The sequence below is a fragment of the Humitalea sp. 24SJ18S-53 genome (assembly GCF_050632385.1).
Lineage (GTDB): Bacteria > Pseudomonadota > Alphaproteobacteria > Acetobacterales > Acetobacteraceae > Humitalea.
This window is the reverse complement of record NZ_CP192599.1, coordinates 5,569,354-5,594,471: the sequence shown is the minus strand read 5'-3', so window position 1 is coordinate 5,594,471 and position 25,118 is coordinate 5,569,354. Positions and strand designations below refer to the sequence as shown.

At 64.0% G+C, this 25,118-nt stretch carries 18 protein-coding genes, 1 tRNA gene and 1 pseudogene; 7 read left to right on the top strand and 13 right to left on the bottom strand.

The features are described 5' to 3' along the window. Positions 1-84: 84 nt before the first annotated feature. Positions 85-2,427 (top strand): Orn/Lys/Arg decarboxylase N-terminal domain-containing protein, encoded by a 2,343-nt coding sequence (locus ACQW02_RS26825; RefSeq protein WP_431282974.1) that lies wholly within the window; start codon positions 85-87, stop codon positions 2,425-2,427. A 3-nt stretch (positions 2,428-2,430) separates the two neighbouring features. Here the strand turns inward: ACQW02_RS26825 and ACQW02_RS26820 are convergent, their stop codons facing one another. The 5 genes from ACQW02_RS26820 to rplU all read right to left on the bottom strand — a co-directional run bounded on the left by ACQW02_RS26820 (position 2,431) and on the right by rplU (position 5,932). Then, positions 2,431-3,063: a protein phosphatase CheZ gene (locus tag ACQW02_RS26820; protein ID WP_431282973.1), complete on the bottom strand. Its 633-nt coding sequence runs from the start codon at positions 3,061-3,063 to the stop codon at positions 2,431-2,433. 77 nt (positions 3,064-3,140) lie between these two features. After that, positions 3,141-4,256 (bottom strand): glutamate 5-kinase, encoded by a 1,116-nt coding sequence (gene proB, locus ACQW02_RS26815; protein WP_431282972.1) that lies wholly within the window; start codon positions 4,254-4,256, stop codon positions 3,141-3,143. Next, positions 4,253-5,257, bottom strand: a complete 1,005-nt coding sequence (obgE, locus tag ACQW02_RS26810; RefSeq protein WP_431282971.1) for a GTPase ObgE — start codon at positions 5,255-5,257, stop codon at positions 4,253-4,255. Before obgE ends, proB begins: the two co-directional genes overlap by 4 nt. A 73-nt stretch (positions 5,258-5,330) precedes the next feature. Next, positions 5,331-5,600, bottom strand: a complete 270-nt coding sequence (rpmA, locus tag ACQW02_RS26805) for a 50S ribosomal protein L27 (protein WP_431282970.1) — start codon at positions 5,598-5,600, stop codon at positions 5,331-5,333. A gap of 17 nt (positions 5,601-5,617) precedes the next feature. Beyond that, positions 5,618-5,932 carry a 50S ribosomal protein L21 gene (gene rplU / locus ACQW02_RS26800; RefSeq protein WP_431282969.1) on the bottom strand — a complete coding sequence of 105 codons (315 nt, stop codon included), beginning with the start codon at positions 5,930-5,932 and terminating at the stop codon, positions 5,618-5,620. 171 nt (positions 5,933-6,103) lie between these two features. On the opposite strand from rplU, the gene ACQW02_RS26795 reads away from it, so the two are divergent. Beyond that, positions 6,104-6,193, top strand: a tRNA-Ser gene (locus tag ACQW02_RS26795). A 290-nt stretch (positions 6,194-6,483) separates the two neighbouring features. Here ACQW02_RS26795 and ACQW02_RS26790 read toward each other — a convergent pair. The 8 genes and pseudogenes from ACQW02_RS26790 to ACQW02_RS26755 all read right to left on the bottom strand — a co-directional run bounded on the left by ACQW02_RS26790 (position 6,484) and on the right by ACQW02_RS26755 (position 12,536). After that, the gene (locus ACQW02_RS26790; RefSeq protein WP_431282968.1) at positions 6,484-8,208 is read right to left on the bottom strand and encodes a recombinase family protein; all 1,725 of its coding nucleotides are present in this window, start codon (positions 8,206-8,208) and stop codon (positions 6,484-6,486) included. Beyond that, entirely contained in the window at positions 8,192-8,695 is a 504-nt protein-coding gene (locus tag ACQW02_RS26785; protein WP_431282967.1) for a DUF2924 domain-containing protein, read from the bottom strand. Before ACQW02_RS26785 ends, ACQW02_RS26790 begins: the two co-directional genes overlap by 17 nt. A gap of 4 nt (positions 8,696-8,699) precedes the next feature. Further along, positions 8,700-9,281, bottom strand: a complete 582-nt coding sequence (locus tag ACQW02_RS26780; RefSeq protein WP_431285975.1) for a DUF3489 domain-containing protein — start codon at positions 9,279-9,281, stop codon at positions 8,700-8,702. Between the two features lie 213 nt (positions 9,282-9,494). Continuing rightward, positions 9,495-9,674 (bottom strand): annotated as a pseudogene (locus ACQW02_RS26775) (IS3 family transposase); the annotation flags it as partial. A 285-nt stretch (positions 9,675-9,959) separates the two neighbouring features. Then, positions 9,960-11,201, bottom strand: a complete 1,242-nt coding sequence (locus ACQW02_RS26770) for a hypothetical protein (RefSeq protein WP_431282966.1) — start codon at positions 11,199-11,201, stop codon at positions 9,960-9,962. Between the two features lie 73 nt (positions 11,202-11,274). Continuing rightward, positions 11,275-11,808 (bottom strand): hypothetical protein, encoded by a 534-nt coding sequence (locus ACQW02_RS26765; RefSeq protein ID WP_431282965.1) that lies wholly within the window; start codon positions 11,806-11,808, stop codon positions 11,275-11,277. 12 nt (positions 11,809-11,820) lie between these two features. Next, on the bottom strand, positions 11,821-12,243 hold the full coding sequence (locus ACQW02_RS26760) for a type II toxin-antitoxin system VapC family toxin (RefSeq protein WP_431282964.1): 423 nt from the start codon (positions 12,241-12,243) through the stop codon (positions 11,821-11,823). Then, a complete protein-coding gene (locus ACQW02_RS26755; RefSeq protein WP_431282963.1) occupies positions 12,240-12,536 on the bottom strand; it encodes a hypothetical protein in 297 nt (98 codons plus the stop codon). Before ACQW02_RS26755 ends, ACQW02_RS26760 begins: the two co-directional genes overlap by 4 nt. A gap of 694 nt (positions 12,537-13,230) precedes the next feature. Here ACQW02_RS26755 and ACQW02_RS26750 point away from each other — a divergent pair. From ACQW02_RS26750 to ACQW02_RS26730, 5 genes are all read left to right on the top strand, one after another. Continuing rightward, positions 13,231-15,873 (top strand): hypothetical protein, encoded by a 2,643-nt coding sequence (locus ACQW02_RS26750; RefSeq protein WP_431282962.1) that lies wholly within the window; start codon positions 13,231-13,233, stop codon positions 15,871-15,873. A 72-nt stretch (positions 15,874-15,945) separates the two neighbouring features. After that, positions 15,946-20,163 carry a DEAD/DEAH box helicase family protein gene (locus tag ACQW02_RS26745; protein WP_431282961.1) on the top strand — a complete coding sequence of 1,406 codons (4,218 nt, stop codon included), beginning with the start codon at positions 15,946-15,948 and terminating at the stop codon, positions 20,161-20,163. 49 nt (positions 20,164-20,212) lie between these two features. Next, positions 20,213-22,525, top strand: coding sequence for a hypothetical protein (locus ACQW02_RS26740; protein WP_431282960.1), 2,313 nt, complete (start codon positions 20,213-20,215; stop codon positions 22,523-22,525). Then, the gene (locus ACQW02_RS26735) at positions 22,522-23,340 is read left to right on the top strand and encodes a hypothetical protein (protein ID WP_431282959.1); all 819 of its coding nucleotides are present in this window, start codon (positions 22,522-22,524) and stop codon (positions 23,338-23,340) included. The genes ACQW02_RS26740 and ACQW02_RS26735 overlap by 4 nt, the downstream gene beginning before the upstream one ends. A 61-nt stretch (positions 23,341-23,401) precedes the next feature. Then, the gene (locus ACQW02_RS26730) at positions 23,402-24,991 is read left to right on the top strand and encodes an Eco57I restriction-modification methylase domain-containing protein (protein WP_431282958.1); all 1,590 of its coding nucleotides are present in this window, start codon (positions 23,402-23,404) and stop codon (positions 24,989-24,991) included. Positions 24,992-25,118 lie beyond the last annotated feature (127 nt).

The window sequence follows — 25,118 nt, the reverse complement described above, 5'->3', positions numbered from 1 at the left end:
GCACCGTGAAACCGGGCGGCCATGCCTTGGTCGGCGGCCCGGCACGGGCGATTGTGCCCCACCGACCCCAAGGGGATGCACGCCATGGAATACGCCCGCCGCTTCAAGTTCCTCGTCTGCGCCCCAGGCTTCGAGGGCGAGGCCGACCTCGAAGGAAACCGGCTGCGGCAGATCCTGGCCGAGGTGGAGGGCCTGGGCTACGGCGTCGTCCGCGCCCGCCGCGACGATGATGCGGAGCTGGTGATCCGCACCGATGCGGCGATCGGCTGCGTCGTGGTGGACTGGGGCAAGAAGGGGATGCAGGGCAAGTCGGCGGCGCTGATCGCGCTGATCCGCAGCCGGGGCCTGGATGTGCCGATCATCGTGCTGGTCCGCCGCCACCGGCTGGAGGATATCCCGGTCGATGTGTTGGACAATGTGGACGGCTTCATCTTCCTGGCCGAGGAGACGCCGGAGTTCATCGCGCGCAACCTCGTCTCGTCCTTGCGCAAATATGCCGAAAGCCTGAAGACGCCGTTCTTCGGCGCGCTCGTGGACTTTGCCGAGCAGGGCAACATGTTGTGGACCTGCCCCGGGCACAATGGAGGGATGTTCTACAGCCGCAGCCCGATCGGACGCATCTTCGTCGAACACCTGGGCCAGGCGGTGTTCCGCGACGACCTGGACAATTCCGTGCTGCAACTGGGCGACCTGCTGACGCATGAAGGCCCGGCGCTGAAGGCGCAGCAGGAAGCGGCGCAGATCTTTGGGGCCGAACGCACCTACTTCGTGCTCAACGGCACGTCGACATCCAACAAGATCGTGCTGTCGGCCTTGCTGGCCGAGGACGACCTGGTGCTGTTCGACCGCAACAACCACAAGGCGGCGCATCACGGCGCGCTGTTCCTGGGCCAGGCGGTGCCTGTCTTCGTCGAGACGACGCGCAACGCGCATGGGTTGATCGGCCCGATGCTGGAAGACGCTTTTGATGAAACGCGGCTGCGGGAGGCGATCCGCGACAATCCGCTGGTCAAGGACAAGGACGCCTGGAAGCGTCCCCGCCCCTTCCGCGCCGCGGTCGTCGAACAATGCACCTACGACGGCACGATCCATTCGGCCGACATGATCCTGGCCCGCATCGGGCACCTTTGCGACTATATCCTGTTCGATGAGGCCTGGGCCGGCTTCATGAAATTCCATCCGCTGTTCCGCGGCCGCTTCGGCATGGGGTTGACGGGGCTGGGGCCGGATGCGCCGGGCATCATCGTCACGCAGAGCACGCACAAGCAGTTGGCGAGCTTTTCGCAGGCGTCGCAGATCCATGTGAAGGACGACCACATCAAGGGACAGGACCGCCACGTCGGGCATCGCCGCTTCAACGAGATGTTCCTGCTGCACGCCTCGACCAGCCCCTTCTATCCGCTCTTCGCCTCGCTGGATGTCGGCGCGCAGATGATGAAGGGGCGTTCGGGCGAGGTGCTGTGGGACGATACCATTCGCCTCGGCATCGAGTTGCGCAAGAAAATCCGGCTGACGAAGCGGGAGTTCGAGGAGAAGGAAGCCAAGCCCGCCGACCGCTGGTTCTTCGAACCCTTCGTGCCGCGCCAGGTGACCTTGTCGGATGGGCGCGAAATGCCCTGGGAAGACGCGCCGACCGATGCGCTGGCAAGCGATGCCGCATTCTGGGCACTTGGCGCCAATGATCGCTGGCACGGTTTCGCCGGCAATGGCCAGGGTTGGGCCATGACCGATCCGAACAAGCTGACCCTGCTGACACCGGGTTTTGACACCGCGACCGGGACCTATGCCGACCACGGCATCCCGGCACCCGTGGTCGCCGAATACCTGCGCCAGAACCGCATCGTCTGCGAGAAGAACGACCTCAACAGCCTGCTGTTCCTGCTGACCCCCGGCGTGGAAAGCAGCAAGGCCGGCACCCTGCTGGCGCATCTGGTCACCTTCAAGAAGCTGCATGATGCGAATGCGCTGCTGGAGGATGTGATCCCCGACTTCGTCGCCAAGCGGCCGGAGCGCTATGGCACGATGCGGTTGCGCGACCTCTGCGCCGCGATGCACGGGTATTTCCGCGGCCATGACATGCGGGCCTTGCAGGCGGCCCAGTTCCGCCGCGAACATTTCCCCGATGTCGCCATGCCGGCGCATGAGGCGGTGCGCGAGATGGTGCGCAACCGGGTGGATTATATCCCGCTGGACGAAACGCCTGGACGCATCGCGGCGACCCTGTGGCTGGTCTATCCGCCCGGCATCGCGACCATCATCCCGGGCGAACGACTGACGGACCAGGCCGCACCCATGATCGCCTACCTGAAGGCTTTTGAGGGCGTATCAAACCATTTTCCGGGCTTCGAGACGGAAATCCAGGGCCTGTTCCGCGAGGTCCAGCCCGATGGCAGGGTGCGGCTCTTCACCTATGTGGTGCGGGAATAGCCGTCAGAAATTCAACAGCGCGTCGATATCATTCTGGGCCAGGTCGCTGCTGGCCGCCGCCGCCGGCCCCATCGTATGGCGCTGCGTCGGCACGACCAGTTTGGCCGGCGCATCGGCCAGCGATCCGGCGGGCAGGAATTTTTCAAGCATCGTCTCGACATGCTGCAAATGCTGGATGGCGCGACGGATGCGCTGGCCGGTCACATCCTGGAAACTGCAGGCCTCAAAGATCGCATTGACCCGGCTGGCCAGCGCCTGGATCGAGGCAGGGTCGCGGCCGCCATCGTGGATCCAGTCGGAAATGGCCTCGGCCGCTTCCATGATCGTGTTCGCCGCGGTCTCGGTCGCCTCCACCACGGCTTCCAATTCGATGCCGCTGTTTCGGCTGGCGGCGGTGGGGGCGGCGACCAAGCTCGCGATCTGTTCGTGGACCTGGGCCAGTTCGCGGGACAGTTTTTCCTCCGTCATGTCCGCCAGTTCGACGCTGGCGTGGAGTTCGGCGCTGAGTTCCAGGATGCGGCGATCGACGAAACGCCGCAGGTCCGCGAACATCGGTTGCAGTTCCAGCCGCACCGCGCTGCGCAACTCATCGGCCAGCGACAGGTTCGGCGTGGGGGCGGTGCAGGTATCGGGCATGGCGGCCATCCTCGGGCAGCCCGGACACGGGCGCTGGGACCGTTCTGGGGCCGAAGGGGTAAGGCGCCGGTTAACCGCTACAGGACGACCAGATCGTCCCGGTGAATGATCTCATCCCGGCCGCGCCAGCCCAGGATGGCCTCGATCTCTCCACTGCGGCGGCCGGCGATCAGGCGGGCGGCCTCGGCATCATAGGCCGACAGGCCGCGGGCGAGTTCCTGTCCGGCGGGGCCGCGCACGCTGACCGGATCGCCACGGCCGAAATCGCCCGTCACCGCACGCACCCCGGCCGGCAACAGGCTGCGCCCACCCGCGAGCGCACGGGCGGCCCCCGCGTCGACGGTGATGGTGCCCAGGGGCGACAGGCTGCCCGCGATCCAGCGTTTGCGGGCGCTGCGGCCCTCGCCCTCGGGCAGGAACCAGGTGCAGCGGGCACCGTCGCGCAGCGCCACCAGCGGGTGCGAGATTTCGCCCAGGGCGATCGCCATGGCGCAGCCGGCACTGGTGGAAATGCGCGCCGCGATCAACTTCGTCCGCATCCCGCCCGAGGAATAGCCAGGCGGCGGTTCGCCCCCCATGGCCATGATGTCCTCCGTCATGCGTTCGACCACCGGGATATGGGCGGCGGCCGGGTCGCGCTTGGGGTCGGCGGTATAGAGGCCGTCGATGTCCGACAGCAGCACCAGCGCATCGGCCTGCACCATTTCGGCCACGCGCGCGGCCAGGCGGTCATTGTCGCCAAATCGGATTTCGGCGGTGGCGACGGTGTCGTTCTCGTTGATCACCGGCACGCAGCCGAGTTCGAGCAGGGTGCCCAAGGTCGCGCGGGCGTTGAGGTAGCGGCGGCGGTCCTCGCTATCCTCCAAGGTCAGCAGCAATTGGGCGGCGACGATGCCATGGGCCGAAAGGGCGGTCTGCCAGGCGCCCGCCAGGCGGATCTGGCCAACGGCGGCGGCGGCCTGCTTCTGTTCCAGCCGCAAGGTGCGGCCGGTCAGGTTGAGCGAACGCCGGGCCAAGGAGATGGCGCCGGAGGAGACGACGATCACCTCCGCCCCGCCCGCCCGCAATGCCGCGATATCGGCGGCGACCGTCGCCAGCCAGGCGTCGCGCGGGGCGGCGGTCGCCGGGTTCACGATCAGCGCGGAGCCGATCTTGACGATGATCCGGCGGGCGGTGGTGAGCGAGGGGGTCATGCCCGGCCGCGGTGTTCCGCGATGGCATCGGCCAGGGCGCGCAGGGCCTGCGGCACGCCCCCGCCGGTCGCGCCCGACAGCAGCAGCACCGGCGCGCCACAGGCCCGCTCCAGCGCCTTTTTCCGCGAGACCAGCGCCTGTGGCGTCATGGCATCGGTCTTGTTCAGCGCCACGATCTCGGGCTTTTCGTCCAGGCCCCCGCCGTAGCCGGTCAGTTCATCGCGCACGGTGCGATAGGCCGCGGCCGGGTCGGCCTGGGTGCCGTCGATCAGGTGCAGCAGCACCGCGCAGCGTTCGACATGCCCTAAAAAGCGGTCGCCAAGGCCGGCGCCTTCATGCGCGCCTTCGATCAGGCCCGGGATATCGGCCAGCACGAATTCTTCCGTGTCCGACAGCCGCACCACGCCCAATTGCGGATGCAGCGTTGTGAAGGGGTAGTCGGCGATCTTTGGCCGTGCGGCGCTGCTGGCCGCCAGGAAGGTCGATTTGCCGGCATTCGGCAGCCCGACCAGGCCCGCATCGGCGATCAGTTTCAGCCGCAGCCAGAGCCAGCGTTCCTCACCCGGATAGCCCGGGTCGGCGCGGCGGGGGGAGCGGTTGGTGCTGGTCTTGAAATGCGCATTGCCGTGCCCGCCGTCACCGCCGCGGCAGATCTGCACGGTCTGCCCGACCTCGGTCAGGTCGGCCAAGACGGTTTCCTTGTCCTCGTCCAGGATGACGGTGCCGACCGGCACTTTCAGCGTGACGTCGTCGGACCCGGCGCCGGTCCGGTCGGAACCCGCGCCATTGCCGCCCTTGCGCGCCTTGAAATGCTGCGCGTAGCGGTAGTCGATCAGGGTGTTCAGCCCATCGACAGCGGTGATGATGATATGCCCGCCACGGCCGCCATTGCCGCCGTCCGGCCCACCGAATTCGATGTATTTTTCACGCCGGAAGGCGATGACGCCGTCGCCGCCGTCACCCGCTTTGACCCAGATCTTGGCTTCGTCGAGGAACTTCATGGGTGTGGGGGACCAGATACGAAAACGGGGGCCACGCGGCCCCCGTTGAATAGGTCAGCCGCGCGTAGGAACTTTACTCAGCGGCGAGCGGCACCGGGTCGACGGACACATGCACGCGGTCGTCGGCCTTGCGTTCGAACTTCACGACGCCGGCGGTCAGCGCCTGGATCGAGTGGTCGCGGCTGACGAGAACGTTGCGGCCCGGCTTCATCCGCGTGCCACGCTGCGTGACGATGATGTTGCCGGCCTTCACGACCTGGCCGCCATACAGCTTCACGCCAAGGCGCTTGCTTTCCGAATCGCGACCGTTGCGGGACGAACCGCCGGCTTTCTTGTGTGCCATGGGGGGAGGTCCTTCTCTTAGCCGGCGATGGCGGTGACGCGCAGCACCGTCAGGTACTGGCGGTGGCCGTTCTTGCGGCGGCTGTTCTGGCGGCGGCGCTTCTTGAAGATGATCACCTTCTCACCGCGCTTCTGTTCGAGGACCGTGGCGGTCACCGAGGCGCCGGCGACGGTGGGGGCGCCGATGGTCAGGCCGGTTTCACCGCTGACCGCCAGGACGTCCTGGAAGGTGATGCTGGTGCCCGGCTCGCCGTCGAGCTTTTCGACGATGACGACGGCGTTCGGGGTCACGCGGTACTGCTTGCCGCCGGTGCGGATCACTGCGTAGGTCATGGGGGTGCCCCGGAACTCTCGTGCTGCGGGCCGGCGCGCGGCCAAGGGATAGGGCGGCCGCGGGGTGCCCCCCGGACCGAGGCCGGGTATCTAGGGGGCGCGACGGGATGAGTCAACGCCGTGACGCCGCGTTGCGCCCGGCGCCAGAGGCTTATATAGGCGTCGCGGTCCGGAGAGGTGCCAGAGTGGCCGATTGGGCCGGTCTCGAAAACCGGAGTAGGTGCAAGCTTACCGTGGGTTCGAATCCCACCCTCTCCGCCAGACACATCTTATTGATTTTACTCTCTTATCTTCTCTCCGCCCTGGCCTCGGAAACTGGCGGTTTCCTGCGGACTTCCGCGAATGGCTTGCGCCGAACCTGACATGAGAGACGGTCTTACTCCCCGATTCGGGCGCCAGATTGGCCCGCCGTCTCACAGGCCCCTTTTCCGTAGTACCCGTTCTCGTGCGGCAGTAGCGCTGGTGCGTACTGGATTGCGGCCGGCCACAAGCGAGACGGGCCCCGCCGACTGGCGGAGCCTGTTCTTTGCGTGCGGTAGGCGTGTGCGGCGTCAGTGAAATCCGAGGGCGACTCTCTGCTCAGTCCATGTAACCGGCAGACGGCTGTCCTGCATCAGCTTGTTCGCAGTCAGCCCAAGCGGCTGACGTCCCTCGAGAATAGCCGCGACGAGGTCGGGGGCGAGAAACCCGAGCCGAACGATGCGCGAGGCGTAGGAGCTGGTCACCCCCTCCCGTTGGGCCAATTCATTGATGCCGATGGCCTCGGCCAGCATCCTGTCCCGCATCGCCTGAGCGCGGGCAATCAGTCGGATCAAGGTCCGATCGGGCTCCGGCCCAAAGCCCGCACCATCGATGACCAGCCGCATCTCCAGACCGGCTCGCTTGAGCGTGATCGGGACGGCGATGATGATCGGGGGCGGGTCGATCTCTACTGGCGAGCCGTCTGGCTTGCCTGCGAGCAGCTGCGTCAGCTGGCCAGGATGCAAATGGAGCTCGACCTGCTCCGGCTGCACCACGACCTTGGCCAGCAGCCGTTGCAGGATTGCCCGCCGGCTGCTGACTGGCTGCTCTGTCCAAGCGCCCGCCAGATTTGCCGCAGCATCGAGGAGCCGCCGCTGCTCCAGGCCGTCTGTCGTGGCGCGGCTGATCAGTTGGAAGACATCGCCACGATCGGCCAGGAGCTCCCGCACCCGATCCGCCACCACCCGGTCCAAATCGCCCGCCGGGACGCGGATGGCTGTGCGATCAACCTCCTGTTCGTCGGACGCGGCCGGCTTCGAGACGTAGTAGCGATACCGTCGATCGCCCTTCACCGCATGCGTCGGCACCAGCCGGCCGCCTGCCTCATCCTGCACCAGCCCTGCCAGTAGACTCGGGTTCTGAGCCCGACGGCCGGAGCTTTGCGCCGCGCGGTTCGCCGCCAGGTGCTGCTGCACCGCCTCCCACAGCTCCGCATCGATGATGGCGGGATGCTCGCCAGGATAGCTCTTGCCCTGATGATGGACTTCTCCGCGATACAGCCGGTTCTGCAGGATCAGATAAAGCGCGCCTCGCTCCAGCCGCCGTCCCCCACGCATCTTGGCCATGGCGGCTGGGCGGAGCTTGCTGCGGATGCCCTCACTGGCCAGCTGCTCCTGCAGCACCCGCACAGACCCCAGTTCGAGATAGCGGCGATAGATGTGCTGGACGGTTTCGGCTTCGGCCTCATTCACGACCAGCTTGCGATCCTGGACATCGTATCCGAGCGGCACGGTGCCCCCCATCCACATTCCCTTGCGTTTGGAGGCGGCGACCTTGTCGCGAATCCGCTCACCCGTGACCTCTCGCTCGAACTGGGCAAAGGAGAGCAGCATGTTCAGGGTGAGTCGGCCCATGCTGGTGGTGGTGTTGAACTGCTGGGTTACCGACACGAAGCTCGCCTGGTGGGCGTCGAAGACGTCGACGATCTTGGCAAAGTCGGCCAGCGACCGGGTCAGCCGATCCACCTTATAGACCACCACGAGGTCGACCTTTCGGGTACGGATGTCGGCGAGCAGCTGCCGCAACGCGGGACGTTCGAGGGTGCCGCCGGAAATACCTCCATCATCGTAGAAGGTCGGCACCAGCACCCAGCCCTCGTGACGTTGGCTGCGGATATAGGCCTCACAGGCCTCGCGCTGAGCGTCCAAGGAGTTGAAGGCCTGCTCCAAGCCTTCCTCAGAAGACTTTCGGGTGTAAATGGCGCAACACTTGGTCGCGCCGGGACGCGCGCCGCTTGCCTTACCGGGACTGCGCATGGGCCACTCCCCCACCACCGCGCGGTGGGGCGGGTCGCGCCCCTAGACCGAAGAACCGCGGCCCGGACCAATGGGCGCCGGTGATGACCTTGGCGATGTGGGACAGCGAGGCGTAGCGCTGGCCCTGGTGCTCGAAGCCATCCGGCAGGACCTGGATGGTGTGCGTCTGCCCGTGCCAGGCCCGGACGAGGGTGGTGCCGGGTTTGAGGCGGGTCGTGGTCGGCGGAATCGCGCCGCCGCCCTCCTTGCCGTTTGCCGCCATAACAGAAGCCAACTGGCGTTGCAGGCGGGGTGAGAGGCCGCCCATGGCAGCCTCCTGCAGCCGATGTGCGATGCCACGGATCAGCAGGTCACGGCTGATCCGGACGGCGGGGATGGCGCGATAGAGCCGCTGCCATTCGGCGCGGAGTTGCGCCACATCATGCTGATCCAAGGCAGCCAGCTGGACGTCGAGGTCGCCAGCCTTGCCCTTGCGAGAGTAGTGCATGGGCTCAGATCGCCTCTGTCGAGGTGAGCCGATAAGCTTTCTGCCCGCCCTCCGCGACCAGGCGCAGGGCGAAGCCGCGCTGGCGGAGCCGAGTCAGGGCCGCGCGGGTGGTGTGCGGCTGCCAGCCCGTCAGGGCTATCAGATCGACCAGAGTGGCCCCCTGCCCCGCGGCAACGGCGTCCAGGATCTGGCCGAGCTTGCCACCGGGACGAGACGCGCCTTGGGCCGAAGTGGGCGGCGTAGGAGCCTGTCCCGGTTCCGGTGGCCTGCTAATCTGGTCAATTGGCATCTCGGGGATCGGTGCTGCGGGCGCGACCACGCTCCCGGCGGCGCAAATGCCAGCCTCGGTCAGACGCAGCGCATGGTGCTGGCCCTGGTCGCCGTTGCGCCAGCTGCGCGTCGGATCGTCGTTCGGCTGTTCGGCCACGAGACCGCGTGTCAGCAGGGATGCGAGGAGGCGGTGCTGGCTAGCACCGCGCGCGCGTAGGCTGGCTGGTAACGGCAGGATCATGAGGTCCGGGTGCTGCCGGGCGTTGGTCAGCACCAGCAGCTGGGCAACCGTGAGGGTGGAGGTGGTTCGGGTCATCGGGATGGCTCTCCGGGGTGCCCTGCCCCCATGGCAGCGCCCCCACGACCGCAACCCCGGCGTCCGGCGGGGTGTGTTGGCAGGGGGCCTTTCCCATCCTGCCGTCGTGGACAGCAATGCTTGCGGCAAAGAGGAAGTCGAGCGGGAACTGGCCGCCCGCACGAGAACGCAATTGAGCGAGCTCCCGCCAACGTGGCTTCGGTTCGAATCCCTCATCTCGCCGCTGATGCCGCCGCCGCACGTCCCGACCCAGGCCATGATTTCGCGGTCGTGGGTGTCGATGGCAAAGGCGACGCGGACGATCTCGCCGTTCCAGCATGGGATCTCGAAGCCATCGGAGGCCCAGCGCTGGTTGGAGGCCTCGGCGATGACGGTCCCCTCGTGGGCGCGGATCGGCCGCGCAGCCTGGCGTGTCGATACTGATCCTGTGGTGGGCACCGCCCTGTTTACAGCGTCGACGCGGGAGCAACGGTTTGAAACCCAGCGCATTTCATTCGCTAGATGCGCTCCGGGCGGCTGGTAGGACGGAAGCGGACATACGGCGTCGGGATCCCCGAATCGATTGCGTGCGAGAATGACAGATCCCAGCGAGCTGTATCGAGAACTGAAATCCCGTCTTGCAACGCAAATGCGCTGTCTAGCTCTGGGTCATCCGGAGGGTCTTCGCAATAGCTTCAGTCACCGCCAGCTTAACGGCTCATCGGGCTCGCCCAGATCGTCGTGTAGTTCGTCGGGTTCCGGAAAGAGCTTGTCCGCATCGAGCGCCGCACTGATCTGGTCGGGTTCGAGGCGCTGGCGGAGCGTTTCCAACCTCGCCGTAGCCCAGCCAATCAGGCGGGCGTGTGATCCCGCCAACTCGGACGTCGGTCCTGTCCGCGCGAGCCACGCCTCCAGTGCATCTACCTCCTGTCGCAGCTCCATGAACTGGTCGAGGAAGGCTTCGCGCTTCTTCTCGCGCTCCGCTCGCTGGCGGGCCCAGGCGTGACGCCTCGCCCTTTCCTGGTAGCGCCGCTCCCGTTCCTCTCGCTCCTCCCGCTGCAGCCGACGCGCGGCCAGGATCGCCTCGAGCCCGGTAGCCACATCTTCGACCATTCGGTCGAGCCGTTGGGTTCGGCCGTCTGCCCATGTCCGTCGGACGCCATCCCCCCAGCCCTGGATCTGCAGTACCAGGTCGCCGGTCCGGATGGTGTCGATCGCCGGGTAGGCCTGCGCGTAGAGATCCAAAGGCGCTGGCCCATCCCACGTTCGACGCGTGGCGTAGTATCGCTCCAATCGCTTCTTGCGCCGCTCCTCCGCGGCCAGTTCCTCGGGCGTCGGAATGTGCTTCTCACGCCGGATGCGCTCAGACGTCGCGATCGTCGCCGAGTCTTTGCCGCGTTCAACGCGCATCCCGTCACCAGCCATGGTCGGCGGAAGGCCGCGCTCCACGAGAGAGCGGACCAATGCGTCGAGAATGTAGATCGCACGCTCGACGGCCTCCCTGCCAACGACGACGCCGGCCATGCCCTCGCCGGTGGCCTGGATCGCTCCGTCCGCGTTCGGCTTATCCTTCCGCAGCGCTTGCGCGGTGCGACGAAGGAGCGGGTGGACATCCGCGACCGGCCACGGCGGCGCGGGTGCGATATCCGGCTCTGGTGATTTCTCAGGTGGAGTGGGCGGTGGACGCTGGCGTTCCGCCTGGCGCGCCTTCGCGTGCTGGATGACTTCTCGTACCTCATCGGGCAGGCGCCATGCTCCTGCGTGGATCACCAGTGTCTGCAGTCTTGGATCTTCCACCTCGACGAAGGGCTCCTGTTTCACCTTCTTCCCGTGCTGGAGCTTCGCCCAGTAGCCGCGCGGCGGGGTGGGGATGGCGTACCGATCACAGATCTTCGCCAAGCCCGTGCCGGTCACAACGAACTGGGCCGCGACGTGCATCATCGGCTTCGCCCAAACGAGGTCGTATAGTTCGCGCCGCGTCAGAGGCGCGCCTCCGTTCACGGCTGTCGGCGGGTTATCGAGCACGGCCGGCCTCGGCGGGCAGGTCATCAGGATCGTAGGCAGACTGGAAGCTGAAGCGGCGAATCGTCGCCTGACCGCGGAAGAGCGGCTCGCCATCCAGCGTCACATAGCGGAGCTGTCCTGCAGCCAGAGCTGTAAGGAGGGGAGCCAACACGTCGTGCGACATCGACAGCAGACCCTGGAATGCACCCGCGCGGACATGAGCACTCCCAACAGCTCTCGGCTCCATGGATGAAGGGAGGTCCGCCACGGCTGCGAGGTCCAGATTCAACCGAGGCAGAAAGGTGAGGCCAGCCATCTCGGCCTTCGCTGCCTTCGGCCGAAGGAGCCGGCCATGGACCTCCAGATGGCGATAATCGGAGTATGGCTCAGGGAAATGCTTGCGGCTCGGATTCACGCCGAAGCTGAAGCTCCAATCCCAGCGATCGATCTGGATAACATAGAACTCAGTCGTTGGCCGGACCTGGGCCTTTGATCTTGCAGGACGCCGCTTCGCCTGCGGCTGATCATTTGTGCGGTCCGGCATCGGTCGGTTGCCCTACGCCTGCGCTTCGTCGAACGGGTTCAACGTCCGCACTCCGAGCCCGCTGACATCAGTCGTATTGCGGGTGACGAGAACTAGGTCGTGCACCTGCGCCGTCGCGGCCAGCAGGGCATCAATGACAGGAACGGATCGTACGGCTGACAATCGCCCCCATGCGTCGGCCACCGCCGGATCCACGCCGATGATGCGCGCTCCGAAGGACTCGGAAACGTCGCGGAGCCAGCGTTCCAGAGTGGCTGCCTTCGCCGGATCCCGATGGCGGATGCCCTCGATCCCTCTGCGGATCTCGCCCAGCGTCAAGACGCTGAGAAATAGGTCTCGATCCTCGACCGCTGCCCACCAGGAGGCGACGCCAAGATGGCAGCGCGGGCCCTTCCGGATCTCAGAGATGATGTTGGTGTCGACGAGCCAGGTCAAAGGTCGACTGCACGCCCCGTATCGCGGGACCGGGTGAGGTCGATGTCGTCCAGCGGCGCCGCGGCAAGCAAGTCTTTCAGGCTGCGCGTCGGCACCGGCCCGAAGCGACGTCGGAGCAGGACACGCGCCTCGCCAGCCTGGTCGGGGTCGGTAAGCGCCGCCGCCACCGCTCGGACGAGAGGCGCATCCTCGCCGCGCACTTGCACCTCGATGCGCTGCAGGCCGCGGGAGCGCAGGCGACGACGGTGCTCAGCGACGGCGGATGGCGGCTTGGGTGTGGACTTCACAGGCATGGGACGCCCCAACTTGATTTCCGGCAACATATCCGGAAAGGCGGATGGGACTCAAGGGAAACGCTGGCGCACCTCGGCGGCGAGGCTCCGGCGGCCGCCGGTCTCCAAGGCTCCAGCCTGGAGACCGCTTATGCCGAGTCGCACCGCCTCCGCCAGTTCACATGCGAGCAGTACTCTCCACCTGACCGACCGGCCCTCTCAGTGGCAGGCTTCCTGGGGTTTTCGGGGCAGACTTGTTGAGCCCGACGCGGAGACGCCCGAAAATCACTCTCCGGAGGCCACTTCTCTCCGGACCTCATGACTTGGCCGATTTAGTCCGGAACTCAAAATCGAGGTCAAAGGCCCGTTTCATCGCGGTAGGTACTTGCTCTGATTGGAATACCACTCGCCCGAAATCGGCACTTCCAGAGCGAACACTTCTGTGGGCTGCGTGGTCGCAATTCGTCAACAGTTCCCAAAAGCCCGCCCGCGAGGCCAGTTCCTGCGACGCTCCGGCCCACGAAACTCCTCAACGGTAAAGTCCCAGCGAACGGCGTCGGCTCGGACGGGGTGAGCCGCCGATGCTCATCGGTGTGAGTCATAGCTTAGCCTTGGCGCCCCCCTCCGATCAAAATCCATAAGAGCTGAAGCATGATCGAGAGGTTGACAAATTTTTGTAATTTGATCGTAATGTTGCTCCAGGCCAGGAGAATAAATGCCCCGCCCTCCGCAAGCGCCCGACTCCAAGAACACTCATGGAGCCGAGGCCGAAGCGGCTCAGGCCGCTCGTAAGCGCGAGCTGCTGAACGCCTCCAGTGCAAGGAAAAAACTGGAGGAAATTAGTCGCCCTTTGAGCATTAAACCTGTCGCGATTCGGTATGCATCACGCTCCGACGACGCCAAGGACTGGAAACGGCCGGAGGCCAGCCTTTCGATAGTAAATCTGATCTTGGCGGCGGCCAAAGACGGAAGAGATCGCAGCATGCTTTCCTGGCCAGAACGGTGCTGCGATGGTTCTGTCGCAGTTGCCATTGCCTTGCGGGAAGCAGAAGCCAGCGGCCGCTACAGTTATTGCACACTGGGGATGTGGCCATGGAGGGCGGGAACGGAGACTAGTGAAGGTTCTATGGCGCCGACGCTCGGATATCTCGTAGATCCCGTGTCACTACAGGCCCTGGGTAGGCAGGTCGCGTCTGGGCAACTGGACAACTCGATCTGCGGTAACGACGGCCTTGAGCATTACACTGCGGCAAGGGTTTCCATGTTGGTGGGCGCGCTTCTGGAGACTGAAGGCGGTCGCAAATCCAACGAAAGCCCGTCATTACGAGAGACGACGATCGCATTCTCCTGGGATCCCGCCGTGCAGGATTCGAAGACGCGATTTTCGGGTAAAGGCTCGTACAAGCCGGAGCCGGGTCAGATCTTGCGACGGGTGATCCGCTTCACGCGCGCGAGGCCTAATAAGAAGAATGGCGATACCCTCGCCCAACATTTCCCCAAGCTCGGCGACCCTAGCCTTGCTCCGCATTGCGTGTTCGGCCTCCCTCTCAGCGACAAGGCGACGCTACAGAGGACCTTGATTTCAACCCGGCGATTTGCTGACCATGGCCTCTTTGCGGTCTTGGTCAACCTACACTCCAATATTCTGCGACCAATTCGAGATACCTGGGAACAGGGACTGAACGATCTTCTAGTCAGTCTGGCTGCGGCACCAGGCAGGCGCCCCCCGGTCATCTTCTTCTCGAACGACGTCCATGCCCTCCGCAAGGCGGAGGGCATGCTGAAGGCCCATAACATCAAGCTGGGCCGCCCGGTTCATCTCCGGCAAGCCATCTACTCGCCGAAACACGACCCTCTTGGGCCGCGGCACGCAATCCCGGAGGGAGGTGTCTCTATCTACGATGCCGACATCAAGGACGCGACCCTCACCCCGCTGAGACGGTCAGTGCTCGACATCGGGCGCCGTTTACGTGAGGCCACGGTCCTCGATGGGTACAGGACGGCGCGGCGCGCATTGGACGCTTTGCACCGTGCCGCATCCATGCCTCTGGGTCTAGCCGAAGCCGAACATTCCGCGAAATTGCTCTGGGAGGAGGACTCCGACGAAAATCGCGAAGTCCTGAAGACATTTCACCCCAAGCAGGAAATCTACGCGCTGACCGCAACATGCAGCAGGTCTGGCATAGCTGTCGGGCAGGCCGAGCAGTTCCGAGATACCGCCCTTAAGAGACTTCAGGAGTGGCAGACCGACACCCCCGTTTCGCACACGCTTCGGAAGCTGTTGGCCAAGAAGGAATGGAATCGACAAGACACCCTGATCTCCTTCCCGCGATCTGAAATCGCCCTGCTTTTCTCAACGGCCGCGGAAGTCACTTCGATCGGCATTCCGACATGCCACCACAAGGAACTGGCTGATAAGATTGGGCCAGGTCGCCTGATTGTCGTCGGACCTGACACCAACGCTATCCATACGATTCTGGCGTCCAACGTCGCACCTCAGCGGGTCGCCATCATTGGGGATTGTGCAGGTATCGGCCTTGTATCGTCGCTACTGCGATGTCTGTCAGATGCGAATGGTCTTGGAGCGATCTCGGCTCGGGCTAAGCTCCTAGCAGCGAAGTTACAGGGCGGCGGCGCAGACGCCTCGCTGGATTTTCTGGAAGCTCAATTCACAACATCGTCTTCGTCCGGACCTCGGTTGTTGGATTTCACCCAAAGTCGGGATGGATCCAAGGGGAAGGTCACGGTCGTCACGACCTCTGCGTCCTTTCCGCGGGAGATCCGATATCGGTCTTCAGCGAAGGTGCCGGTGTATACCCCGGACGAGATCCGCCAGTTCAAAAACGTCGAGGCCCGATATCTAAAGGATGGCGATCTCATCCCCATTCTCGCCGACGATGTGCGCGCACGAATTCGAACTGCCATGCAGGCATCGAGCAAGACGCGGGATCTGATTAAGGGCTACCATACCCTGATCGCTAAGAAGCGGCACAGCCTGCCAGGCACTGAGATGGCGGAGAAGGCCCGGCAAATCCTCGCCCTCATGAGAGAGATCGACCCAGATAAGATCGACGCCGATGAGGACCTCAACATCAGGCGCTGGCTCAAGGCTGGCATGGATGGGCTGAGCGCTGAGGAAAGGGTGCGACCAGACGCGCCGAGGGATTGGGAGCGCTTCCGCATCTTCATGCAGGCATTGGGAACAGCCGAGACCGAAGCACGAATGTTTTTGGGATATGTCGATTATGGCGACCCGAAGCTTCTCCATTCAGGAGGGCGCTATCTTCCACGAGCACATGGCCGCCTTCATCGTCGATCCAGAAGGCGCGGCCCATCTCACCGGCGCCACATCCGCTGAGAGCCTCTTCGACTCCATCCGAAACTCCGTCGAGATCATTACTGACGTCAAAAACCTGCGCGAGAACTCTCAATGACCCTCGACGAAGCTCTGGCAACCATCACGGATGCCGACCAACGACAGGAGATGAAGGAGGGGGTGGCGGACGCCCACCTGGAGTTCGTACGTCGTCGCACCTCCGGGGCGGGCGACATGGGGCGGATCCTGTTTGGCTTCCCCTCCAGAACGCTGGCCAGCGGGTTCCTGCTCCCGCGTGTGAATGCTGATGGCGACGATGAGGCCAACGATATCCGAGTGAACACCCAAGGCCTGGATATCGCGATTCGTCGCGAGGCCGAAGGCATCATCAGGCTGCGCGTCAGCCTATCCGTGTATTTGCGCATCCTGCCGACATCCGCCGAACTCTTCGACGATGAGGGACGCCTCATCCCATCCGCGGACTACAGCCCGAAATGTAAGACCGAGATGCGGACGATGCGGAAGGCGCTGCGCGATCAGCGAATCACCGCTATGACGCCTCGTGAAGACCGCCAGAAGATCATCGACGCGATCGCCCGCGAGATCGAAGCCCACTACGGCGTCGACGCCCCACTAAACGCCCCCGGGCCTGCCCTGGGAAGTGATGACGACGATGACGACGACACCAATCCCGAACCGATCGTCACCAAGGTGGCGCAGCGTCGTCGCATCCCTGCGCACTACAGTCGCGCCTATGAGGTTCCGAAGGCATTCATCCGGATCGACGTTCCCGCGGTGGACGTGGAGCTTCCCATCCCGCCAGGTGATCACTGGGACGCCATCGCCGCCGATGCTACCCAACGCCTACTTATCGAGATTAGAACGGCCTGCGCGGCCTGGATCGCCTCTCCGGAAGGCATCGAACGTGCCTGGCGCTCTGCACCGCGGCCCGTCTCAGAGGATTTCTGGACGCCAAAGGCCTGGGACAACTACCTCATCAGGGTGCGACAGGGCCCGCCGGTCGAAGCCGAGCTCATCCCTTCATTCCAGCTCAGCTTCCATTTCGACGCGCTGGAGATCCGGCGCGAGCCTGTTGGGCATTCTGTCCGGCTATCGCTCGAGAATGAACGTGAGGTCGATGACGAACGGGAATACGGCGTCTTCCTCGTGTCGATCGAGGTCAGCCTCCCGCAGGCGGCCCTGATCCCAGCATCGCTCGAGCGCGTGAAGCGCAGCTACCACCTCGAGGGCTTCCTGGAGCTTCCTGCCATCGGCCTGAACTGCGGTGTCGAGAATCGAGGCGTGAGTGCTGGCAGACGCCAGCTCCGAACGACCTGGATGCCCAGATACGTGCTGCCCCGCACTACGCAGCATGGCATCCCTGACGTCATCACCCAGTTCACTGCCCTGGCCAGGCCAGACTTCGATCCGGCGGATTTGAACGCGCTTCCCAACGCCATGGAGGTTTGGATTACGGCCCTGGCCGCTGAGGGGCGCGGTCAAGGCGATCCACTGCAGGTCGAGCACTTCCAGAACGACCTGGCTGCGTGGCAAAAGGAGGTCGACCGAATGCGCCTTGGCATTCGTATCCTGATGATTTCCAAGGGTATGTCGGACGCCGATCCCGCTGACGGCATGGCCGCTCCATGGAAGACCTGGCTGGCTCTTCAGACGAGCTTTGCCAGGGTCTACCGCCCCAACCAGCGGATCCCCAATCCAGGATGGCGCCTGTTCCAGCTCGCCTTCGTACTCAGCCACGTCCCCACGCTGGCATCGCGGATTCCAGGCTTCGACGGGCCGGACTATTTCGATCCCGAGTTTGATGAGGACGCCGTCACTCTGCTCTACATGAGCACCGGTGGCGGTAAGACCGAGGCGTTCTTCGGCACCGTCGTTTTCGCGCTCTTTCTCGATCGGTTTCGCGGCAAGCTCCGCGGCGTTACCGCGATGCTGCACTACCCGCTGCGCTTGCTAACGGTACAGCAGGCACAGCGTCTGTCGCGCACCCTGGCGGCAGCTGAGATGGTTCGGCGAGGCCTTGCGCTGCCGGGCGCTCCATTCGAGATCGGCTTCTGGGTGGGCGGCGGCAACACGCCGAACGCCGTCGCCGATTGGAAGGGCGAGATCTACAAGGAACTGAAGTGCATCCCGATCGACGGCACCGCGCGCGCCAGTGACGAGGATCGGCTGATGAATCCCAATGCATCGGATCCCGCTGACCGCCTCTACCAGGCCGCGCAAATCGCCTGGAATAAGAGCCCTACCTGTCCATTCTGCAAAGTCGAGGGCACCGGCCTCCGGCTTTTCCCGAAGCAGCAGCATCGCCTCGGGATCGTATGCTTCAATGCGGAGTGCGACTGGAACCGCGAGAACGGCGGTGCCGGGATCACGCCTTTGCCCTTCATCCTAACAGATGCCGACATCTACCGCAGAGCGCCCTCCATCCTCCTCGGCACGATCGATAAAATCGCCCTGATAGGACAGAACATAGCCCGCATCGGCCAGATCGCCGGCATGTTCGGCGTCGCCCGGTACCTCGTGGGCGGCCCTGAGGGCATGCTGGAGATGAACCTGCCACAGGGCGTTCAGGGGACGCCGCTCGCACCCGCCCACAGTGACGGCGAGGAGGTGCTCTTCGATCCCATACCGAGCCTTATCATCCAGGACGAAATGCACCTACTCGATGAAAGCCTGGGCACCTTCGGCGGGCTCTTCGAAACCAGCCTGTTCGAGTGGTTCAGATCCCTGGGAGACCTTTTGGGCCCTCATCGCTCGTCGAGATACCTCGCTGCCCCAGACAAGGTAAGGCTGCCCCACGTCATCGGCGCCACCGCCACGGCCTCCGATGTCGGCCGCCACGTCAGGGCGATCTATCAACGCAATGTGGTCCAATTCCCACATCCCGGCCCTGGCCTGCATGAGGGGTTCTACGTTCGCCTCTCCGGCTGGCTCCCCGAGGGTGAGGCTGAAGCTGTCCACGCTCCATTGCGGGGGACACCACTTGGCGATGAGGCCGCAGCGCCCTGGGCCCGCATCTACGCCTCGCTGATGACCAACGGGCGACGCCATACCGTGACGACGATGGCGGTGTTGGCGACGCACGCCGCGGCTTCCACCCGGTGGCTGACCGACCTCAGGGACCCGGCGACCCGTGATCGGGCGGCCGAAGAGATCGCGCAGCATCAGTCCGACACCCGCTTCGCGGATCGTCGGGCCGCGGCGATCCGGGCGGCGGCCGCTACGGGCAAGTGGGATGCGCTGCTGGCACTGGTCGACCTCCACCGCATCATGCTGACCTACGTCACGAACAAGAAGGGCGGCGACCAGATCCTGTCCGCGATCGACGACGAGGTACGGGAATCCCATCGCCTCATGAAGGATCAGCGGTACAGCCTGGATCACCCGACAGAGGGTATGCGCTACAGGATGGAGCTCATCTCCGGCGGCGTCGATGTCGGCACCATCCAGGGTGTCGTGGACCTGGCGGAGAAGGAGATGATCTTCCCGCCGGAGAAGCAGCGGTTTGATCCTGCGGTTCAGCCGCCCTGGCGGGGCCTACGAGGCATCGTCGCGACCTCCGCTGTGTCTCACGGGGTCGACGTCGAGGCCTTCAATGCAATGGCATTCGCGGGGCTGCCGTCCGACATCGCTGAATACATCCAGGCATCCAGCCGCGTCGGCCGAACCCATGTCGGCTTCTCCCTGCTCGTGCCGACACCACAGACACGACGAGATCGCTACGTGGTCGAGGTGCACGAGGCCTTCCACAGGCTGCTCGAGCGCATGATCCCGCCACCGGCGGCCGAGCGCTGGGCTGAGAAGGCGATCGAGCGATCCATGCCATCCCTGATCCAGAACTGGCTAGCTGGCGTCTACCACCAACAGGCTTTCGCCTCGGCGACCAAAAAGTCGGACGCGCGGGAGCCGAACCATACCAACGTCGCCACCAGGATCCTGGAGCAGACCGTCGAGTTCGATGCCTGCGTGGACTACATCGCCCGGGCGATTGGGGTATCGCTGCCATCATCCGTGGGTGGATCATTCAATACAACCTACTACCGAAGGCTCATCCGTCAGAAGCTGAAGCTGTTCCTCGATGGTGCGAGGGAATCCAGTTCGGAGCTCCGTGAGATGTGGAGCGCGGGCATGGTGAGCGGGCTGATGCCCCCGATGACCAGTCTTCGTGACGTAGATGGCCACGGTGTGATTCGCCCGACAAGCCTGCACGAGAGGCGCGAGGTCAAAACGAGCGACATGTTGCGTGGTCTCAACGCGATTAGAAGCGGTGCTCCTGGGCGTATCCCGCGCGGCAATGAACTTAGGCAGGACTGATCATGCCTGGCTTCCAATCGAACACTGGACATCTCTGGGAAAACAGCCTGTGAGCTTCTCGTCATTCAACATGAACCGCTCGCAGAGCCAGGTCGCACGCGCATACTCGCCGGGGAGCCTTTTCACCTTCGAAGGTGGAACCGTCGCATGTATGGCGTACCCCGACCAGGCGAACCGAGATATCGGCAGCAATGGCGCCGAAGGTGGCCTGACACCCGCAAATCGGGCACAGATCACCGCAATCATCTTTGAGTATGCCCAGGCCTGGCTGAACCGGGGCAGAAACGCGCGCAACAAACACGCGGGCCGCCATCCCCAGCTGTGCGTTGATGAGGCCGTGCTGGGCGACAGTGGCGAGGTCAATATCAAGACTGGAGATCTGCGCTTTCAGTCGCCGGATTTCGCCAGCTTCGTGCCGTTCCCGCTGTCGTTCCGCTGCGCGCGTTCGAGCTGCAACCTCCATCGGGAATGCGCACGACCTGACACCGTTGCGGAGGAGATGGGGGGCTTTCGACATGCCTGCCCAACCGGGGCGGAGGGATGCGCCAACAACTGGCGGCAACTCGACTTCGTCATGGCACATTGGTCCGGCGAGGTGGTGTCCCCGTCGCCGACACGCCTGCATGCTCGTGTTGATGGTAACCTCACCAAGCTCGACGAGTGCCAGCAATGCGCCCGGAAGACCTTCCGTTGGATCGGCATCGGCACCGGCGCCCTGTCCAACGTGCGCCTGGCCTGCACACATTGCGGTGAGCCACGCGACCTCCTGATGAAGGACCCTTACACACTCAAGGCCCTGGCAGGCGAACTCAGGAACAACAAGGCGCTGCACGCTGAAATCAACATGGAGCCGATTTCCTATCGTGCGAGCGCCGCTCACTACCCGCACGGCGACCGGGTGCTGCTCTTCTCCGAAGATGGCACCATGCGCATGCTCGAAGCCTCGCGAGCGACCGACCTTTCGGCTTTTCTCACCGAGCGTTACGGTCTCCCGCCTGGCACGAACCTGACCGTTGAACACAAGATCGAGCTGCTGAGGCGGGCAGGCATCGAAGGTGAATGGGACAACTGCGAGAGCTTTAAAGAGATGCTCTCCGGCTTGAATGCCATGCCTCCTAGCCCACAGGTTGAAAAGAGACGAAAGGCGCTTCAGGACACCGTTCATGGCTTCGAGACGAAGTGGATGCGCGACGTCTTCTCCAAGCACTCTGGTTCGTCACCCCTGACGCATTCGATCATCGATGGAAGCAAGGCTTTCCCGAGCAAGTTCGATCCTGTGCGCATGACTGTCGAACACGAGGCTTTCCGCATCGAGAAGGTCTCCGCCGAACCTCTGCCAGATGGGCGCTTTCGGTCTGTGTCGGTCGAGCAGCTCGACCAGCACACCCGCCCGGATGGGATGAACCCTCAGGCCTTGGCTCGGCTGCACGGAGCATCTCGCCATTGGCTCGATCTCATGGGGGTCGACGAGATGCGGATCGTGCGCGATGTGCGCGTTTGCGACTTCACCTTTGGCTACACCAGGACCGATTCCAAACCGCTGATTCAGCGAGACAAGGCGCCTAGCACGGATCTGCCGGTGCGCCTGCGCTTCTTCCCCAAGGTGAAGGTCGACCAGGTGACCGCCGGACAGCCGCAGATGTGGCGTACCCCCGTGCTCAGCATCGTCTCTGCCAACGAGGGCATCTACGCCCGGCTGAATCCAGCAGCGGTCGAAGCCTGGATCGAGGCCAATAATCTGGACCTGCCGACGCCAAGCCAAGGTATGCCCCTCGGCGGCCGCCTGCTGGCGCAGGCAGCTCACATCCAGACAGTTGATCCCCCGCTGCCCGGTCGCTTCGAGCTTTTCCTGGATGGCTTCCGCAAGCGGGGAGAAGTTGCAGAGATCGCCTTCCCCCACGTCTACACCCTGATTCACACCATGGCTCACACCGCGATCATCCAGGCGTCCGCTCTCTCCGGCCTAGATCTCGGCTCCTTTGCCGAGCACCTCTTCGTCCCGGACCTGGCATTCCTGATCTACCGCCGGGGGACGACCATGGATCTGGCCAACATCACCTCGATGTGGCGCGACCGCGGATCCGAGGACCAGGGCAACGAATTCCTGGCACGCATGGGCGCAGCGGCGGCGCTACGCTGCGGCAGCGAAGGATCTTGCGTGCAACGCGGTGGTGCCTGCCCGGACTGCGTCATGATCCCGGAAACCTCCTGCTTGACCCGCAACGAGCTGCTCTCGCGCTCCTCGCTGGTTGGCCGTGGACGGCCGCAATGGGCGAGCTGGCAGAATGGCCGCCAGGAGATGGTGGGCTACTACGACGTGGTGGCGCAACTGAGAGCGGCCGTGGATGCCGGTCAGCCTTGAAGAGCGGCCTGTCGGCGGAGATCCAGCTCTCCGTCACCAAATCCCTGGCGCACGTCGCCCGCGAGGCTGCACTCGTCGCCCGGGCCCTGCATTCTCCCAGCGGCCGAGCTCACCTCGATCGAATTCCAGGTCGAGGCCAGGCCGTGAGAACCGCGGCCGCTGATTTCGTCGCCCGCGGATGGGCCGTGGAGATCCAGCCCGGGGTGCTGCTCGCCAGCACCGCACTGCCTGAGCACATCGAACCGTTCATACAGGGCATCGCGGCCATGGCTGAGATTCGTCCGGAGCAGGGCACCTTCCGCTCCGTGGTGACGCCACCAGGTGGTTGCAGCCAGTATTCAGCTGCCCTGCAAAAGCTTGGCCTGGCCGCGGCCGACATACTGGACACCTCGCGTGCTATGCGCGCAGTCGCCCAATTCGCGGAACGCTCACTCTGGATCTTCACCCCCTTCGTGAATGATCCAGGCATGGCGTTCGTTCTCGATCTCTTCGACCAGACCAAGGCCACCGAGCGCGTCCTGGTCCTGCGTGTCCGGGGACACCAGACCAAGCAGACCCTCGCCAACTCGATCGCTGCTCTGTCGGCCTTGGGCGTTACCGTCATGAACTATGCTGTTGTGCATGACGATGGATTTGAGACCTTCCACGCAAAGGCCATCGTCGCTGATGGCAGCCGCGCGTATGTGGGATCAGCCAATATGCTGCTTTATGAGAAGCAGTCCCTGGAGCTCGGCGTGTTGATCGATGGCATCGGAGTCGATGTCGTCACCACAGCCCTTAGCGCCGTAATCTCCTGCTCCTCGCAGGTCTCCTAAGTATTCACTATGTCCATCATTATTGACGCCGCGCCGGGAAAATGCGTATTCGAGTTTGCCGATGACGACCGACACAACTAAAATCACAAAATCCACGATATCGTCGGCCGCAAATGCAGTGAGCCGTCTCTGCGCCCTGTACCGGCGCCGAGGCGGCGATGCACTGCAAGAAGCCCTGGCACTAGTGGATGGCACCGCTTCTACGGCCGCAATAGCCATACTGGGCGAGATGACGGAGGAATGGCACGATCATGCCATTGCCTGCGTTTTCGCAGTCCTCATGCCAAGCGAAGACCGAAAGCGCCTCGGTGCCTACTTCACCCCTCCCCACCTTGTCGATCACCTCCTCGACCGCTTCGAGGCCCTCGGCGTTCAGATCGGTCGCGCCCGGTTCCGGGATCCATCCGCCGGTGGTGCCGCCTTCGTCGTCCCCCTGGCCCGCCGCATGGTCCGACTTTGGATCAAGGAGGGGATCGCTCGGAAATCTATCGCAGCCCTGCTGTGTGACCGCCTCCAGGGTTGCGAGATCGACCCATCTTTGGCCACCCTGGCCCAGGCGCTTTTTACCCGCATGCTCATTCAGGAATTCGGGTTCCCCCGAAGCATCGCGCGCCAAGCATCTCGCGTGATCAAAAACGGTGATGGCTTGGAGCCTGGGTGGACTGAGTTCGACCATGAGATCGGCAATCCTCCCTATCGGCGTTTAAACGCCAACGAACACGCTCTGGCCAAGGGACAATTCCCGGACATCACAGCGGGCCGAATGAACCTCTATGCTCTGTTCACTCGCAAGGCGCTCGCCATTGTCCCGATTGGTGGCCTGGTTGGCCACGTCATCCCAGCCAGCTTCGTAGGCGGCCCCGAATTCGCGCGCTTTCGGCGCCGGATTTCCGAGCTCGCTGAGGTCCTGGTACTGGACAGCGTGGAGAAGCGGACGGACGTTTTCCTCGATGCCATCCAGGACGCGTGTTTCATCGTGCTGCGCCGCCGCCCCACACCGGTAGAGGGCCCATCTCCACACCGGGTGGCCTCCAGCATCCTCACCAGCACCGGCTGCGTAAACACGCTTCCCGACGTCATCCTGCCCACCGATGGCTCACCTTGGTTATTGCCAGGCGAAGGCAGGGCGGAGACGGGTCCATGCCTAAACGACCTGGGATGGACGACTAGGGCCGGATATCTCGTGGCCAACCGGCAGCCGGAGCGGCTTCACAATACCCGAGCGCGCGGTCGCTATCCTCTTATCTGGGCGGCCTCCGTCACCCCCGACGGCCACTTCGACTACGACCGCGGACGCAAATCACGCCAGGCCGGGAATCGAGGCTTTGTCCAGGCCAATGAGGGAGCCTCCTACGTCATCACTCAGGAATGCGTGGTTCTCCAGCGGACATCATCAAGCTCGCAGGAGAAGCGCTTGAATGCGGCCGTCGTCACCGAGGAATTCATCCGGCGCTACGGGGGGGTGGTTGGCGAGAATCATGTTATCATTCTCCTACCGACGCGAAAGGATGCTGCATCGGCAGCCAACGTCGCCGCGCTCCTGAACTCGAAGGCGGCCTCAGTAGCGTATAACCGAGTAGGCGGCTCGGCCTCGATATCGTCGAAGGTCCTTGCTACCTTGCCGTTACCACCGATCTGCCCACGTTCTTGAGGTCTGCGGCATTATCGCCCCAACCCCGTGTCCGCCGACGATGCGCCGAGAGCCGAGACTCATGCTCGCCGGCCTTGTGGGCCTTCAAGTCAGTCAGCATGCGCTGTCCAGTGCATCTCTTTGCTCC